Below are 16,240 nucleotides of genomic sequence, written 5' to 3'. Positions count from 1 at the left end.
AAGGGGAGAATGGCGGCAATCTTGCAGAGCAAGCCGGTATTCGGGCAAATCTTTGCCGGTTCTGTGCACAAACGCGCCGTGCGCCCGCCGCAAGGGTGCGGATTGTCGAGATCCCGGCGCATCTTGCTTGCATCCGCTTTCGCCCCGGCGCAGTCTTGACCAAACCGTCAAAAATGAGGTGTTCCATGTCTGGTCCCCTGTCTCTTCTCGAGGAAGCCGCCAAGGCGCAGCCCAAGGCCTATGTGCCTTATTCCAACTTCCGGGTGGGGGCCGCGATCCGGACCGCTTCGGGTGCGATCTATACCGGGGTGAATGTCGAGAATGCGGCCTATCCGGAAGGCACCTGCGCCGAGGCCGGGGCCATTGCGGCCATGGTTCTGGGCGGAGAGACGGAGATTGCCGAAGTGGCGGTGATCGGCGACAGCGACGATCCCGTGCCGCCCTGTGGCGGGTGCCGCCAGAAGATCCGCGAATTTGCGGGGCCGGATGTGAAGGTGACGATGATGTCGCGCACGGGCAAGGAATTGACCATGACGGTGGGGGAGCTGTTGCCGGGCGCATTCACCCCGGATCATATGGCCGAATGATGGACGCGCGTCAGATCATCGAGAAACTGCGCGATCATCAACCGCTCAACGAGGCGGAGCTGACGCTGTTCGCGCAAGGGCTGGCCTCGGGTGCCGTGACAGATGCGCAGGCCGGGGCCTTTGCCATGGCGGCGCTTTTGAACGGCATGGCGGATGCGGAGCGCGTGGCCTGGACGCTGGCGATGCGCGACAGCGGCGAGGTGATGCACTGGGACCTGCCTGCGCCCGCGATCGACAAACATTCGACCGGCGGCGTGGGCGATTGTGTCTCGCTTTTGCTTGCCCCGGCTTTGGCTGCGCTTGGCGCCTATGTGCCGATGGTCTCGGGGCGGGGCCTCGGGCACACGGGCGGCACGCTCGACAAGCTCGAAGCCATTCCGGGGCTCAAAACCGAAGTCACCGACGCGCGGTTTCACGAAATCGTCGAACAGGTCGGCTGCGCCATCGTCTCGGCCACCGGCTCCATCGCCCCTGCCGACAAACGGCTTTATGCGATCCGCGACGTCACTGGGACGGTCGAAAGCATCGACCTGATCACCGCCTCGATCCTGTCGAAGAAACTCGCAGCCGGGCTTGAGGCCTTGGTGCTCGATGTCAAATGCGGCTCCGGCGCGTTCATGAAAACGGCGGAAGACGCCCGCGCTCTGGCGCAGAGCCTTGTGACCACGGCCAACGGCGCGGGGTGCAAAACCTCCGCGCTGATCACCGATATGAACCAGCCTTTGTGCCCGTCTTTGGGCAATGCGCTTGAGGTCATGGTGGTGATGGAGGCGCTGACCAACGGCGAGGTGGACAACATCCTCTGCGATGCGACCTGTGCGCTGGGTGGCGAGTTGATGGTGCTGTGCGGGCTGTCGGACGACATTGATCAGGCGACATGGGCGGTGCGCGACACGCTGACCGATGGGTCTGCCGCCGAGCGCTTCGGGCGGATGATCACCGAACTCGGCGGGCCTGCGGATTTCGTCGATCATTGGCGCGATCGCCTGCCGTCGGCACCTGTTGTGCGCGATGTCGTGGCGGAGGCGCCGGGCTATGCGGCGCAGATGGATGGGCATGCCTTGGGTATGGCCGTGGTGCATCTGGGCGGCGGGCGTCTGAAAGGCGGGGAGAAGATCGACCCGGCGGTGGGGCTTTCCAATGTCTGCATGATCGGGGAATATCTCGATGAAGACAGCCTGATCGCGACGATCCATGCGCGGTCTGTCGAGGATGCGGATCGGGCGGAGGCCGCGATCCGGGCGGCGATCCGTCTGGGGCAGGAGACCCCGGTGGAGCCGCCTTTGGTGTATGAGAAGGTGACGGGATAAGCCATGACGCGTGCGTTTCTGATCGTGATGGATTCCGTGGGGCTGGGCGGCGCGCCCGACGCGGACAAGTTTTTCAACGGTGAGCGTCCCGACACCGGCGCCAACACCATCGCCCATATTGCACAGGCCTGTGCCGAGGGGCGCGCCGAAGACGGGCGGTCGGGGCCGTTGCGCCTGCCGAACCTCGATGCTTTGGGGTTGGGCGCGGCGATGGCGCATGCGACCTCGGACCCCGCGCCGGGGCTTGAGGCGATGCCGGAGGGGCTTTATGGCGTGGCCGCCGAAATCTCTCCGGGCAAGGATACGCCTTCGGGGCATTGGGAATTGGCCGGTGTGCCGGTGCCGTGGGATTGGCATTATTTCCCGGATGCGCAGCCGTCTTTCCCGCAGGATGTGATGGATCTGGCGGCAAAGCTCTGCGGGGCAGGGGGGACGCTGGCGAATTGTCACGCGTCGGGCACCGAGGTGATCAAGAAATTCGGTGCGGAGCACATCGAGACCGGTTGGCCGATTTGCTACACCTCTGCGGATTCTGTGTTTCAGATCGCGGCCCATGAGGAGCATTTCGGGCTGGAGCGGTTGTTGAAGCTCTGTCAGGACCTCGCGCCGACGCTGCATGCGATGAAGATCGGGCGCGTGATCGCCCGGCCTTTCGTCGGTACGGTTGAGGAGGGCTTTACCCGCACAGGCAACCGTCACGACTATGCCATAGCGCCGCCCGCGCCGACGATTTGCGACTGGGCGAAATCTGCCGGACGCGCGACCTATGCCGTTGGCAAGATTGGCGATATTTTCTCCATGCAGGGCTTGGATGAGGTCCGCAAGGGCAACGATCACGTGCTGTTCGATCACCTTTGTGACGTGATGGAGGAGGCGCCGGACGGGTCGTTCACCTTCGCCAATTTCGTCGAATTCGACAGCCTCTATGGACATAGGCGCGACGTCTCCGGCTATGCCCGTCATCTCGAATGGTTCGACGCCCAGATGCCGCGTCTGTTTGAGCGCGCGCGCGAGGGCGATCTTTTGATTTTCACCGCCGATCATGGCAACGATCCGACTTGGAGCGGCACGGACCACACCCGTGAACAGGTGCCGGTTCTGGGCTATGGTCTCGGCCTCAAACCCATTGGCCCTGTGGCCTTTTCCGACGTGGCGGCCTCACTGGCCGAACACCTCGGGATCGAGGCCCAAGGCCCCGGAAGGAGTTTCCTTTGAGTATAACCGACATGCCGAAAATCGAGCTGCACATGCATCTCGAAGGTGCCGCCCCGCCCGCGTTCATTCGCGGCTTGGCGGCGGAGCAAAAAGTCGATCTCTCGGGCATTTTCGACGAGAAAGGTGCCTATAAATACAAAGACTTCTGGGATTTCCTCAAAGTCTATGAGGCCGCCACCTCGGTTTTGAAGACGCCTAAGGATTACTATCGCCTGACCCGCGCCGTGTTGGAAGAAAGCGCGGCGTCGAATGTGATTTACACCGAGAGCTTTCTGGCCCCCGACTTCTGCGGTGGTGGCGATGTCGAGGCGTGGAAGGATTACCTTGCCGCGATCAAACAGGCCGCCGACGAGATGGAGCGCGAGGCGGGGATCGTGATGCGCGCGATCCCGACCTGTGTCCGGCATTTCGGGCCGGATCAGGCCAAGAAAACCGCGCTCTGTGCGCAGGAGACCAAGGGCGATTTCGTCACGGGTTTCGGCATGGGCGGCGACGAGGCCATGGGCAAGCAGGGTGATTTCAAATACGCCTTCGACATGGCGCGCGAGGCGGGGCTCAGGCTCACGACACATGCGGGCGAATGGGGCGGGCCGGAGAGCATTCGCGACGCGCTTCGCGACCTGAAGGTCGAGCGCATCGGCCATGGTGTGCGTGCCATCGAGGATCTAGCGCTCGTGGATGAGATCGCCGAGGCGGGGATCGTTCTGGAGGTCTGTCCGGGCTCGAACATTGCGCTTCAGGTCTTCCCGAAATGGTCCGATCACCCGATTGCCGAGCTGCGCAAACGCGGTGTGAAAGTCACCGTGTCGACCGACGATCCGCCCTTCTTCCATTCCACCATGCGCTACGAATTCGACCGCCTTGCCGAGACCTTCGGCTGGGAGGAAGACGATTTCAAAGACTTGAACAAGACCGCGATTGAGGCGGCCTTTTGCGATGAGGCGACCCGCAAGGCGGTCGCAAAGAAACTGGAGCCTGCCGATGCTTGACCATCTGACCATTGTGAAACACCCGCTTGTCCAGCACAAGCTGACCATCATGCGCGACAAGGAGACCTCGACCGCCGGGTTCCGGCAATTGCTGCGCGAGATTTCCCTGCTGCTGGCCTATGAGGTCACCCGCGAGCTGGATATGACCGAAAAGACCATCGAGACGCCGATGCAGACCATGCAGGCGCCGACGCTCGACGGCAAGAAGCTCGCCCTGATCTCGATCCTGCGGGCCGGGAACGGGCTGCTCGACGGCATTCTCGAACTGATCCCCTCGGCGCGCGTCGGTTTTGTCGGGCTCTACCGCGACGAGGAAACGCTTGAGCCGGTCGAATACTATTTCAAGGTGCCCGAGGATCTCGGCGACCGCCTTGTGATTGCCGTCGATCCGATGCTGGCGACCGGGAATTCCTCGGTGGCGGCGATTGACAAGCTGAAAGCGGCCGGGGCGAAAAACATCCGTTTCCTCTGCCTTCTGGCCGCGCCCGAGGGTGTGAAGCGGATGGAAGAGGCCCATCCGGATGTGCCGATCGTCACAGCGGCTGTGGATGAAAAGCTCAATGAGCATGGATATATTGTGCCGGGGCTAGGGGATGCGGGCGACCGCATGTTCGGTACAAAATAAGCGATTTCCCCCCTTAACAGCGAATCGCTTCTGGGTTAGGCTCGTACACAATAAGATGTGTGGGGCCACATAATGCAGGCTTTGAGAACGGTATCCGTTGCGGTTCTTCTCGCGACGACGGGGGTGACGGTCATCGGGATTCATCAATCCGATGCCCGCTCGCTGTACAATGCGGAGCAGCCGGCGGAATATCCGCCGCTCTCCTACACGGGCACGCAATATGTCGACAGCCGCGGCTGCGTCTATGTGCGCGCGGGCGATGGTGCCGCGGTGCATTGGGTGCCGCGCGTGACCCGTAGCCGCGACGTGCTCTGTGGCTTCAAGCCGACCTTTGCCAATGTCGAAGAGCACCTGCCGGTGATCCCCGATCCCGCGCCGACACAGGTCGCCAGCGCGCCGGTTCAGACCGCGCCTGTCAAACCGGTGGCAACCGCGCCGATGGTGCAGGTCGGAGCCGCCACATCGGTCGCGCCTGCGACGACGAAGCCGACCGAAGCACCGATGCCGACCGTGGCCTCGGCCCTGATCGCGCCTGCCGCTCCGGTTCAGAAAACCGCCGCCAGACAACCCGCCCTGCCGCCGCTCGAAGCGCTGGCGGGCAAGGCCGTGGGCGAGCGTGGCTGTGTCGCTTCCGAGCGGAACGGTCAGATGCTCTGTTCCACCGGTGACGTGGATTACATCCTGAAACGTTTGCCTGCGGGGGTGACCGTGCGCACCGCCGATGGCGGGCGGATGACCACGACGGAGCCGACGCTGGTGCGTGTGCCGGTGAAACGTGCGCCGGTGACCCCGGTGGCGCCGGTACAACCGCCGGTGATGTTGGCCGCTGCGCCGGTGACGGTGACGGTGCCGCAGACGACGACGGTGATGGCCGATGCCTGCGCCAGTCTTCTGGGCAGCGATGCGCAATATATGCAGACGAGCGGGCGCTATGCCGTGCGCTGCGGGCCGCAGGCCGAGTCGCCCTCCGGCTATGTGCAGGTGCGGGCGCAGACCCGTCTGTCGGCCTATAACAGCAACCGCACCGAGGTGGCCCGTGCGGCCGGGGTCGAGGTTTACGCGCTGCCGGTGCCTGTGACGGGTGCCCTGCCAGAGGGTTATGCACGTGCCTGGACCGACGGGCGGCTCAATCCGAACCGCGGGCCTTTGACGGCGCGGGGCGATTTGCAGATGGCGCAGGTTTGGACCCAGACCGTGCCCGCCTACGATCTCTATGCGCCGCGCAAGAAGACGTTTTGGGAATGGCTTTTCGGCACCCCGGTCAAGAAACGCATGACGGTACAGACGGTTTCAGCGACCGGAACGGCACCGGTGCAGGTGTCGACCAAGTCGGTGATGCCGCAGCGCGTGCCGACGGCGGTTCAGGCCGCCGATGCCCCGTCGCAACACACGGCGCAGGCGCTGCGCTATGTTCAGGTGGGGACCTTCGGGGAACCTGCCAATGCCGAGCGCTCGATTGCGCGTCTCTCGGCCATGGGTTTCCCGGTCTCGTCGCAGGTTCTGCAACGCGGCGGCAAGCCCTTGAAGATTGTTCTGGCCGGTCCTTTCGCTCGGCCCGAGCAAACCCTGTCCGCTTTGGCGATGGTCCGGGGGGCCGGCTACGGGGACGCATTCGCACGCAAGTAAGCGTTGAGTTAGACGAGGCAGAACAACAAAAAGAAACCCCCGCATTTGGCGGGGGATTTCTTTTTTGGGGGGGCAGAGTTTGCGGAAATTCAGCCGCCGCAGACGCCCTGAAGCGCCACCCAGTCGCCGTCCGAGAGGACGGGCCGCGTGGTCTCGATCCGCACCCCGTCGGCCTCGATCAGCGGCAGGACGGTTTCGCCGGTGATGTCGAGCGCATAGGCATAGGGGGCGCTGTGGACCTGCGCTTCGGCAAAGGCGGCGATCAGCTTGTTGCGGTCCGGCCCGGTGACCGGCGCGGTCAGCAGGCTTTCGGCATGGGCGTCGAGCACCTCGGGCGGAATATGACCGGTGGTCAGCAACCGCAGAGAGGTCATCAGCCCCGCCTCATGCAGCAGCCGCTCAAGCGGGTCTTCCTCGCGGGCGCGCTCAATCTCGGCCAGCACATAGCCCGCGACCACATCCGGGTCCTCGTGATCCTCGACCACGGCGCGGTTCAGCAGGACGATGCCGCCGGGCAGGTGCTGAGAGAGCGCAACGCCGCTGGTGAGCACGACGATCTGGCCGCCGCCGCCGGGCATGAGCCGTGTTTTCAACTTGTTGAGCGCCCGCGCCCCATGCACCGTGTCGCAAGGCGCACCGGAGAGGCGGCGGATGCGGTCCAGGAGTTCCTGACCGATCTCGGCGCGGGTCACGGTGGGGACGATGGTCACGGCCTGACGGATCAGCGCACCGGGGAGCCAGAACACGCCGAGCCCGAGAAGGGCTGCGACCGCGGTGCCGATCAGCACACCGCGCAGCCGTCCGGGATGCGGGCGGGCGCGGTCGATGGCGCGGCGGATGCGGGCGATGGCCTCGTTCATCAGCTCGTCTTCGATCTCCAGCTCTTCGGTGCTGTCGGGAGCGGGGCGGTAGCGCACGGGGCTTTCGCCTTCGGGTGTGATACGTTCGATGGCCGGAAGAGACCAATGGGTCAGGGCTTGTCCGTCGGTGCGGGATTCCGAGAGCGTCAGGGTCGCCTCGCCGACGGAGACGATCACGGGGCGACGCTGGCTTTCCCCATCGGGAAGCCAGAGACCGGGGGCCTCGAGACGTTCGAATTCGGTGAGCGCGATCATGCGCGGGCTGCTCTTTCTTCTGTTTGGGGATACTGTAGCGGGGATCATCCGGGGCGACAATCACTCAGGACAATCACTCAGGACAATCACTCAGGACAATCACTCAGGACAATCACTCTGGGCGGCGATCGTGGCTTGGGTTAGGGTCGGAGCATGATCATTTCGCCCGGACGCCACTATATTTTCGTGCATATCCCCAAGACCGGGGGCACCGCTTTGACGCAGGCGCTCGAGGCGCGGGCGATGGCGGATGACATCCTGATCGGGGATACGCCGAAAGCGGTGAAGCGGCGCGGGCGGATCAAGCAAATGGAAGCGGCGGGGCGGCTTTGGAAACATTCGCGACTCTCCGACATCGAAGGGCTGGTGCCGCGCGAGGCGTTCGGCGGCTATTTCATCTTCACGCTGGTGCGCAACCCGTGGGACCGGATCGTGTCCTATTATCACTGGCTGCGGGTGCAGGGCTGGGATCATCCGGCGGTGCGGCTGGCCAAGGCGGAGAGTTTCACCGGTTTTCTGAACGCGCCGGAGACGCTGCGCAGCCTGTCGGCACCCTACAGCAGCTATATGTGCGATGGCGCGGGCGTGGATCGGGCCAGCCATTATGTGCGGCTCGAGGCGCTGGAGGAGGATCTTGCGCCGCTGTGGGATCATCTGGGGTTCGATCTGTCGCCGATTGGGCGGGTGAACGCGTCGGAGCGCAGCCGCGATGTGCGATCTTTCTACACGGATGCGGATGCGGAGGCGGTGGCGCGCATTGCGGCTTCGGACATTGCCCGATTTGACTATCGCTTCGACTGAGTTGACGGCGGGACTGTGTCGCGATTGCGGCAAATTGGTTAATGAAACCTGTGGGATGGGGCTTGGGCTTTGGCGGGAGGGCTCGAATCGACGCGTGATTCCAGAGAGACATCGGGAGCGGCGTGGCTGCGGGTCCTTGAAAAATTGGTTAATCCGCAGACGCGGGAAAAATTTCTTAAAAGACTATTACCAAATTCGCGAACAATTGAATGAAATCGGTTCAATTGCCGCCTGTGTCGAAATTGTGCCGTATTTCCGTCCCATTCGGGCCGAACTCTGACCGCAGCCGGGCGATTTTCTGAACCTGCAAAGAGGGCGTGTGAGGAAACGACGGGCTGCCACCCGCAAAAACTTCGGTCACAGGCCCTCGTACATGGGGATGAGGCGATGATGAAACTGGGTCAGATGTTGCGGAAGGAACCGCTCCGGGAGGCCACCGGTCGGACGGGGGCCTGGGATGGCGCTCTGCATGAGATGCAGCCGGTTCTCACCAGCGGTCTCATCGCCGGAACCCAGATCGCCACGGCCAGGGGCTGGCGCGATGTGGCGGAGATCAAGGCAGGCGACAAGGTCCTGACCTTCGACGAGGGCATGCAGGCGGTGGGGACGATTTCCCGCAGCTGGACCTATCTCGGTCACGGATCGGTGCCGATGCAGCTCTGGCCGCTTGTCGTTCCGCCGGGCGCATTGGGCAATCGCGCCGAGATGCTGCTTTTGCCGGAACAGCCGGTGATGGTCGAGAGCGACACGGGCGAGGCAATGTTCGGCGATCCGTTTACCTTGATCCCGGCGCTGGCGCTTGAGGGCTACAAGGGCATCGAGCGCGCCCGTCCGCATCGGGCGGTGCAGGTCATCCTGTTACATTTCGCGACGGAGCAGGTGGTGTTCGCCAATATCGGCGCGCTGTTCCATTGCCCGGCGGAAGAGGTGATGAGCATCGCCGATCTGATGGAGGACCGGTTTGTGCCGGGTTATGAGGTGCTGTCGCTGACCGAGGCGCGGGTGTTTGTCGACGCGCTTTTGGACGAGGATGCGCAGGACGCCCAGTGGATGCGGATGCAACCGCAGCGCCGCGAAGAGACATCGAGTTACGTCATCTGAGTGCGATCCGGGGGGAGGGTCATCCCGCATATGAGGGAACATGCGGGGGCTTCCCGTGCCCGAGAAAACGGCGGATTGCGTCGATTTGTGCTGAAAGAAAAGGCAGGGGATGGTGAAAATGCTGCAATGCAGCATTTTGGGGCGCTCGATGTGGCGAACCGGGTTAGGCTGACATCAGACCCCGTGCGGGAGGACGCGAGGGCCAATATGCCAACGGGGCCTGCCCATGTGTATCTCAGCCGAAGCGCTTGCGCTGTTTCTCAATCTCATCGTTGCCCCCATCACATCCGAACCGGGGCGGATCATCGTCCATGCCGAGGAAATGGATGCCCATTGGGTGCAGGTCGACGACCGCTGGTGCACCATGGCGCCGCAAATTCAGGGGCGCGAGATGTTTGCCGAATTGGCAAAAGACGACGCCTGAGCGACATTGAAAAAGCCCTCCCCGAGAGGGAAGGGCTTTGGTTTTGGTGTCCGGGTGGCTCAGGCGGCCTTGCTGTCCACACCCGCGCCGAAGCGGCCATAGAAGGTCTCGCCGGAGGACGCCATCTCCCGCAGGAGTTTCGGCGTTTCAAAGCGCGGCCCGTGCGTGGCGGTAAGATTGTCGCAAATCTCGACCGCTTTACCGGCCCCAATGATGTCGAGCCAGCTAAACGGCCCGCCGGACCAGGGCGCAAAGCCCCAGCCGAGGATCGCGCCGACATCGCCCTCGCGGATGTCTTCCAACACGCCCTCTTCGAGCGCCCGGACGGCCTCCAACACCTGCGCCATCATCAGGCGGTGCTGGACCTCGTCGAGATCGGGCTGGGCGTCGGCCACGGGGAATTCGGCGTTGAAGCCCTCCCAGAGGAAGCCGCGTTTGCCCTTCTCGTCGTAGTCGTAAAAGCCCGCGTTGGCTTTCTTGCCGAGACGGCCCTGATCGTACATCCAGAACACCACCTCATCCACGGCCTCGTCCGGGTAGGCATCGCCCATCGCGGCTTTGGTGGCCTTGGCGATTTTCACGCCGAGATCAATCGAGGTCTCGTCAATGAGCTGAAGCGGACCGAGCGGGAAGCCCAGAAGTTTCGCAGCATTCTCGATGAGCGGCAGGTCCACACCCTCGGCCGCCATGCGCACCCCTTCGTTGATATAGGGGATGATGCAGCGGTTGGCGTAGAAGAAGCGCGCGTCATTCACGACGATGGGCGTCTTGCGGATCTGGCGCACATAGTCGAGCGCTTTCGCCACGGCGACGTCGCCGGTTCCTTTGCCCTTGATGATCTCGACGAGGAGCATCTTGTCGACGGGGGAGAAGAAGTGGATGCCGATGAACTGCTCCGGTCGGACCGACGCCTTGGCCAGCTCGGTGATCGGGAGGGTCGAGGTGTTCGACGCAAAGATGCAGTCTTCGCCGACGATGGCCTCGACCTTTTTCGTCATCTCCGCCTTGACGCCGATGTCTTCGAACACGGCTTCGACGATCAAGTCACAGCCTTTCAGAGCGTCCAGATCGGTGGTCGCGGTGATGCGCGAGAGGACCTGTTCTTTCTTCTCGGGCGTCACCTTTTTGCGGCTGATGCCTTTGTCGAGGAGGCTTTCGGAATAGGCTTTGCCCTTGTCCGCGGCCTCTTGTTTCATGTCGATCAGCACGACCTCGATGCCCGCATTGGCGGAAACATAGGCAATGCCCGCGCCCATCATGCCCGCGCCAAGAACGCCGACTTTTTTCACGGTCTGATCGGCCACCTCGGGACGGTTCGCGCCCTTTTCAAGCGCTTCCTTGTTGATGAACAGAGACCGGATCATCGCGGAAGACGACGGGTTCATCAGCACATGGGTGAACCAGCGGGCTTCGATCTTGAGCGCCGTGTCAAACGGCACCATCGCGCCTTCGTAGACCGCCGACAGGAGCGCTTTCGCCGCCGGATAGACGCCCTGCGTGTTGCCGTTGACCATGGCGGAGGCGCCGACGAAGGTCATGAAACCCGCCGGGTGATAGGGCGCGCCGCCGGGCATTTTCCAGCCCTTTGCGTCCCAGGGTTTGACGATGTCGGCGTCTTTCGCGCCCAAAACCCACTCTTTCGCTTTCGCCAGCAATTCGCCGGGTTCCACGATCTCGTGAATGATCCCTGCGCCTTTGGCCTGCTTCGGGTCGAGCATCTTGCCTTCGAGAAGGATCGGGGCCGCCGCCATCGCGCCGACCATGCGCGAGACGCGCGTGGTGCCGCCCATGCCGGGGAAGATGCCGACCTTGATCTCCGGCAGGCCGATCTTGGCCTTGGGATTGTCGGCGGCGAAAATGCGATGGCAGGACAGAGGCAGTTCCAAGCCGATGCCGAGCGCGGTGCCGGGCAGGGCGGCGGCGACGGGTTTGCCGCCTTTGTTGGTCTTCGGGTCCATCCCGGCGCGTTCCAGTTTGCGCAGGATCGCATGCATGCTCATCAGCCCGTCAAAGAGACCCTGCGCCGGGTTGTCCCCGGCGGCGTCCTTCATCTTGGCGATGATGTTGAGATCCATGCCTCCGGCAAACGTGTCCTTGCCGGAGGTCACGACGATGCCTTTGACGGCCTCGTCGCCAAGCGCCTTGTCGATGCACTGATCCAGCTCGGCGATGCCCTCCATCGAGAGCACGTTCATGGACTTGTTCGGGATGTCCCAGGTGATGATCGCGACGCCGTCCGCGTCGACGGAATAATGAAAATCGGTCATGTGCTGTTCCTCCCTTACACGCGCTCGATGATCGTGGCCGCACCCATGCCGGATGCGATGCAGAGCGTGGCAAGGCCGGTGCCTTTGCCTGTGCGTTCCAGCTCGTCCAAGAGCGTGCCGATGATGATCGCCCCGGTCGCGCCAAGCGGGTGCCCCATGGCGATGGAGCCGCCGTTGACGTTGACCTTGGAGCTGTCGACGTTGAAGGCCTGCATGAAGCGCATCACCACGGCGGCGAAGGCCTCGTTCACCTCAAAGAGATCGATGTCACTGATCGACATGCCGCTGTCTTTGAGGATTTTCTCCGTCACCGGAACCGGGCCGGTGAGCATGATGGTCGGATCGGTGCCGATCTTGGCGGTCGCCCGGATGCGGGCGCGGGGTTTAAGGCCCCATTTCTCGCCGAATTCCTTGTTGCCGATCAGAACGGCGGCGGAGCCATCGACGATGCCCGAGGAGTTGCCCGCATGGTGGATGTGGTTGATCTTCTCAAGATGCGGATATTTCATCAGCGCGATCTTGTCGAAACCCGGCATCACCTCGCCCATGTCCTTGAAGGAGGCCTTGAGCGCGCCGAGCGTCTCGACGGTCGTGCCCGGACGCATGTATTCGTCATGGTCGAGGATGGTCAGGCCGTTGATGTCCTTCACCGGCACAATGGATTTCGCGAACCGGTTGTCTTTCCACGCGGCTTCGGCGCGGTTTTGGCTCTCGACGGACAGCGCATCGGCCTCTTCGCGGGAGAACCCGTATTCGGTGGCGATGATGTCCGCCGAGATGCCTTGCGGCACGAAATAGGTTTTCATCGCCAAGGACGGGTCCACGGCAATCGCCGCCCCATCCGACCCCATGGCGACCCGGCCCATCATCTCGACGCCGCCGGCGATATAGGCCATGCCCGCGCCGCCTTTGACCTGATTGGCGGCGATGTTGACGGCTTCCATGCCCGAGGCGCAGAAGCGGTTGATCGCGAGGCCCGGAATGCTCTGATCGAGATCGGAAGCGAGAACGGCGGTCCGCGCCAAACAGCCACCCTGTTCGCCGACCTGAGTCACGTTACCCCAGATCACATCCTCAACCGCATGGCCCTCAAGCCCGTTGCGCTCTTTGACGGCGTTCAGCATCTGCGCGGAAAGCGCCGCCGAGGTCACCTCGTGCAGGCTCCCGTCCTTGCGCCCTTTGCCGCGCGGGCTGCGCAGGGCGTCGTAAATATAGGCTTCAGTCATTCAGTCCTCCTCAGGGTCCGGCCCGCAGGCCAGTCTCGATCGTCAGCGTTTGCGCCCGGCCAGTTCGGAATTGAACAGGCGCAGGCGGTGCGTCAGCTTTTCTTCATCCGTGACGGAGGAGAAATTCTCGAACAGGAAAGACAAAGCCTCTCCCTCGTCCAAGCCCGCCTCCCTCGCGAACTGCCTGAGGCGACGATACCCGTCTTCGGTCATGGAAACAGGAAAACGCCGCGTCATTCTGAACCGCTTCGGCATGGTTACGCTCCGTCATTTCGTCTTTTCGGACGCTTGAAATGGAAAGGCCCCCGCCGGGATGGGCGAGGGCCTCAGTTTCGGGTTGCGCAGAGTTTAGAACGCCTCGGCGGGGAGAGTCATCACCGGATCGGCGCCGCTCTCGATGCGTTTGAGCAAAGTGCCGGTCATCGGCAGTTGGCGGGCCATGTAATAGCGCGCGGTGGTCAGTTTGTTCTGGTGGAACTCTGCGTCATCCGTGCCGTTTGCCAGAGCCGCCAGCGACACTTTCGCCATCCGCGCCCACATCAGCCCGAGGCAGACATAGCCGAACAGATGCATGAAGTCATAAGAGCCCGAGAGCGCCGCATTCGGGTTCTTCATGCCGTTCTGCATGAAGAACATGCCCGCGCCCTGAAGGTCTTTGGAGGCGGCTTTCAGCGGATCGACGAATTCGGCCATCTCGCCTTCGCCGTTCTCTTTGCAGAAAGATTTCACCATCTCGAAGAAGGCCATGACGTGCTTGCCGCCGTCAGTCGCCAGTTTGCGGCCCACGAGATCGAGGGCCTGCACGCCGTTGGCCCCTTCGTAGATCATGGCGATCCGGGCGTCGCGGGTGAATTGGGACATGCCCCATTCTTCGATATAGCCGTGGCCGCCGTAAACCTGCTGCGCGTTCACCGTTGCCTCATAGCCCTTGTCGGTCAGGAAGCCTTTGAGCACCGGGGTCATCAGGGAGATGAGGCCGTCGGCGTCTTTGTCCTCGGAGCGATGCGCCTGGTCGATGAGCTGTGCGCCCCAGAGCATGAAGGCGCGGGCGCCCTCGATGAAGCTCTTTTGATCCATCAGGTTGCGGCGAATGTCCGGGTGCACGATCAGCGGGTCGGCAGGACCCTCCGGGTTCGCGACGCCGGTGACGGCGCGACCCTGAAGGCGATCCTTGGCGTAGATCACCGCGTTCTGATAGGCGGCTTCGGCCTGCGCAAGGCCCTGCATGCCCACACCGAGGCGCGCTTCGTTCATCATGGTGAACATGGCGCGCATGCCCTTGTGCATATCGCCCAAGAGATAGCCGGTCGCCTCGTCATAGTTCATCACACAGGTCGAGTTGCCGTGGATGCCCATTTTCTCTTCGATGGAGCCAACGGACACGCCGTTTTTCGCGCCCGGATTGCCGTCTTCATCGACCATGTATTTCGGCACGATGAACAGCGACACGCCCTTGATCCCCTCCGGCCCGCCGGTGATTTTGGCCAGCACAAGGTGAATGACGTTCGAGGACATATCGTGATCGCCCGCCGAGATGAAAATCTTTTGGCCGGAGATCTTGTAACTGCCATCCGCCTGCGGCTCGGCCTTGGTGCGCATGAGGCCCAGATCGGTGCCGCAATGCGGTTCCGTCAGGTTCATCGTGCCGGTCCATTCGCAGGAGGTCATTTTCGGCAGGTAGGTGGCCTTTTGCTGATCCGTGCCATGCACAAGGATCGCGGAGGCCGCACCATGGGTCAGGCCCTGATACATGGTGAAGGCCTGGTTCGCGGCGGAGAACATCTCGCCCACGGCGGTGCTCATCAGATAGGGAAGCCCCTGACCGCCGAACTCTTCGGGCAGATCGAGCCCGGGCCAGCCGCCCTCTTTCACCTGCTCGAAGGCCTCTTTGAACCCGGTCGGCGTGGTGATCACTCCGTTCTCGAAGGTACAGCCTTCCTTGTCGCCCACCACGTTCAGCGGCGCGATCACCTCGGAGGCGAGCTGACCGGCGGCATCGAGAATGGCCTCGGTGAATTCGGGTTCAAGATCGGAATAGCCCGGAATGTCGGAGCCGGAAATGTTCAGCACATCGTGCAGAACATATTGAATGTCTTTCGTCGGAGCCGTGTAGCTCGGCATGGCGTCTCTCCCTTGCATGGCGCGCGGGAGCGTTGCCTCACTCCGCGCGTTTCAGTCCTGCGATCTGTCCTTCGACAAACGCAATCTCATCCTCCAGATCGGTCATCACCGCGATCAGCGCCTGTTTCTGCGCCTCCATCTCCGCGAGCTTCTCGTGATACGCCACAAGCGTCTCACGCATCTGCGCCTCGCCTTCGTCTTCCTCCTTGTAGAGATCGAGCAGCTGCCGGATCTCCTCAAGGGAAAAGCCGAATTTCTTGCCGCGCAGGATCAGCGTCAAACGCGCCCGGTCCCGCTTGGTGAACAGCCGCTTCTGACCCTCCCGGATCGGAAACAGCAATTCCTTGGCTTCATAAAAGCGCAGGGTGCGGGGCGTCACATCATACGCATCGCACATCTCGCGAATGGTCATCACCTCTTTGGTCGTCACGTCGGCCCACTCCGGTTCTCGTCGCTTAGGTGGCATGACCGGCGGCAAATTCCACCGGGCTGGCTTCCTATTCAGAGGCGCGAAGGTCAGCCTTCGGCCCCACCCTAATCGCATTTGCGATGCCGCTTCATTCGAAACGTGGCGTCATTTCGGGCACCGTCTCAATCGGCGGACCGCTGTGCGTTACAGTAAAATTACGCATTCGACTTCTGTAATGCAAACGGTTTGGTATGGATTGTGGAATTTTTCCTGTTTTTACTATAAAAATTCCATCTAAAGCGCTTTGGATTTTTTCTACATTTAAGGGATTTCATCCGGTGGAATGAAACCGAAAGCCCCCTTGTTTGCGGGGGCGTGTTGCGGCGGGCGGTGAAAGAACGCCACGTCGCCTTGCCGCGCGGTC

Annotated in this window: 15 protein-coding genes; 9 read left to right on the top strand and 6 right to left on the bottom strand. The window is 62.5% G+C overall.

Annotation, left to right across the window (positions count from 1 at the left end; all coding sequences use genetic code 11):
- Positions 1–197 precede the first annotated feature (197 nt).
- From V1471_RS09890 to V1471_RS09865, 6 genes are all read left to right on the top strand, one after another.
- Positions 198–587, top strand: coding sequence for a cytidine deaminase (locus tag V1471_RS09890; protein ID WP_434290921.1), 390 nt, complete (start codon positions 198–200; stop codon positions 585–587).
- Entirely contained in the window at positions 587–1,897 is a 1,311-nt protein-coding gene (locus V1471_RS09885) for a thymidine phosphorylase (protein WP_434290919.1), read from the top strand. The genes V1471_RS09890 and V1471_RS09885 overlap by 1 nt, the downstream gene beginning before the upstream one ends.
- Positions 1,898–1,900: 3 nt before the next feature.
- Complete coding sequence (locus V1471_RS09880; RefSeq protein ID WP_434288407.1) at positions 1,901–3,112, top strand: phosphopentomutase; 1,212 nt, start codon at positions 1,901–1,903, stop codon at positions 3,110–3,112.
- An 11-nt stretch (positions 3,113–3,123) separates the two neighbouring features.
- Complete coding sequence (locus V1471_RS09875; protein WP_434290917.1) at positions 3,124–4,101, top strand: adenosine deaminase; 978 nt, start codon at positions 3,124–3,126, stop codon at positions 4,099–4,101.
- The gene (gene upp / locus V1471_RS09870) at positions 4,094–4,726 is read left to right on the top strand and encodes a uracil phosphoribosyltransferase (protein ID WP_434288406.1); all 633 of its coding nucleotides are present in this window, start codon (positions 4,094–4,096) and stop codon (positions 4,724–4,726) included. Before V1471_RS09875 ends, upp begins: the two co-directional genes overlap by 8 nt.
- Positions 4,727–4,798: 72 nt before the next feature.
- Positions 4,799–6,352 carry an SPOR domain-containing protein gene (locus tag V1471_RS09865; RefSeq protein ID WP_434288404.1) on the top strand — a complete coding sequence of 518 codons (1,554 nt, stop codon included), beginning with the start codon at positions 4,799–4,801 and terminating at the stop codon, positions 6,350–6,352.
- A gap of 89 nt (positions 6,353–6,441) precedes the next feature.
- Here the strand turns inward: V1471_RS09865 and V1471_RS09860 are convergent, their stop codons facing one another.
- Positions 6,442–7,467 (bottom strand): hypothetical protein, encoded by a 1,026-nt coding sequence (locus V1471_RS09860; protein WP_434288403.1) that lies wholly within the window; start codon positions 7,465–7,467, stop codon positions 6,442–6,444.
- Between the two features lie 153 nt (positions 7,468–7,620).
- Between V1471_RS09860 and V1471_RS09855 the strand changes: the two genes are divergently transcribed.
- The 3 genes from V1471_RS09855 to V1471_RS09845 all read left to right on the top strand — a co-directional run bounded on the left by V1471_RS09855 (position 7,621) and on the right by V1471_RS09845 (position 9,793).
- Positions 7,621–8,268 (top strand): sulfotransferase family 2 domain-containing protein, encoded by a 648-nt coding sequence (locus V1471_RS09855; protein ID WP_434288401.1) that lies wholly within the window; start codon positions 7,621–7,623, stop codon positions 8,266–8,268.
- A gap of 387 nt (positions 8,269–8,655) precedes the next feature.
- On the top strand, positions 8,656–9,369 hold the full coding sequence (locus V1471_RS09850; protein WP_434288399.1) for a Hint domain-containing protein: 714 nt from the start codon (positions 8,656–8,658) through the stop codon (positions 9,367–9,369).
- 226 nt (positions 9,370–9,595) lie between these two features.
- Positions 9,596–9,793: a hypothetical protein gene (locus V1471_RS09845; RefSeq protein WP_434288398.1), complete on the top strand. Its 198-nt coding sequence runs from the start codon at positions 9,596–9,598 to the stop codon at positions 9,791–9,793.
- Between the two features lie 59 nt (positions 9,794–9,852).
- Here V1471_RS09845 and V1471_RS09840 read toward each other — a convergent pair whose 3' ends face one another.
- The 5 genes from V1471_RS09840 to V1471_RS09820 form a co-directional block, all read right to left on the bottom strand.
- Positions 9,853–12,060, bottom strand: coding sequence for a 3-hydroxyacyl-CoA dehydrogenase NAD-binding domain-containing protein (locus V1471_RS09840; RefSeq protein ID WP_434288397.1), 2,208 nt, complete (start codon positions 12,058–12,060; stop codon positions 9,853–9,855).
- Positions 12,061–12,074: 14 nt separating this feature from the next.
- Positions 12,075–13,286, bottom strand: coding sequence for an acetyl-CoA C-acetyltransferase (locus V1471_RS09835; protein WP_434288396.1), 1,212 nt, complete (start codon positions 13,284–13,286; stop codon positions 12,075–12,077).
- 42 nt (positions 13,287–13,328) lie between these two features.
- Complete coding sequence (locus V1471_RS09830; protein ID WP_096806898.1) at positions 13,329–13,541, bottom strand: hypothetical protein; 213 nt, start codon at positions 13,539–13,541, stop codon at positions 13,329–13,331.
- A 93-nt stretch (positions 13,542–13,634) separates the two neighbouring features.
- The gene (locus V1471_RS09825) at positions 13,635–15,407 is read right to left on the bottom strand and encodes an acyl-CoA dehydrogenase C-terminal domain-containing protein (RefSeq protein WP_434288394.1); all 1,773 of its coding nucleotides are present in this window, start codon (positions 15,405–15,407) and stop codon (positions 13,635–13,637) included.
- A 37-nt stretch (positions 15,408–15,444) separates the two neighbouring features.
- Positions 15,445–15,819, bottom strand: coding sequence for a MerR family transcriptional regulator (locus V1471_RS09820; protein WP_434290916.1), 375 nt, complete (start codon positions 15,817–15,819; stop codon positions 15,445–15,447).
- Positions 15,820–16,240 lie beyond the last annotated feature (421 nt).

The organism is Celeribacter sp. SCSIO 80788, from assembly GCF_051054295.1.
GTDB lineage: Bacteria > Pseudomonadota > Alphaproteobacteria > Rhodobacterales > Rhodobacteraceae > Celeribacter.
This window is presented reverse-complemented; position numbering and strand designations above follow the sequence as displayed.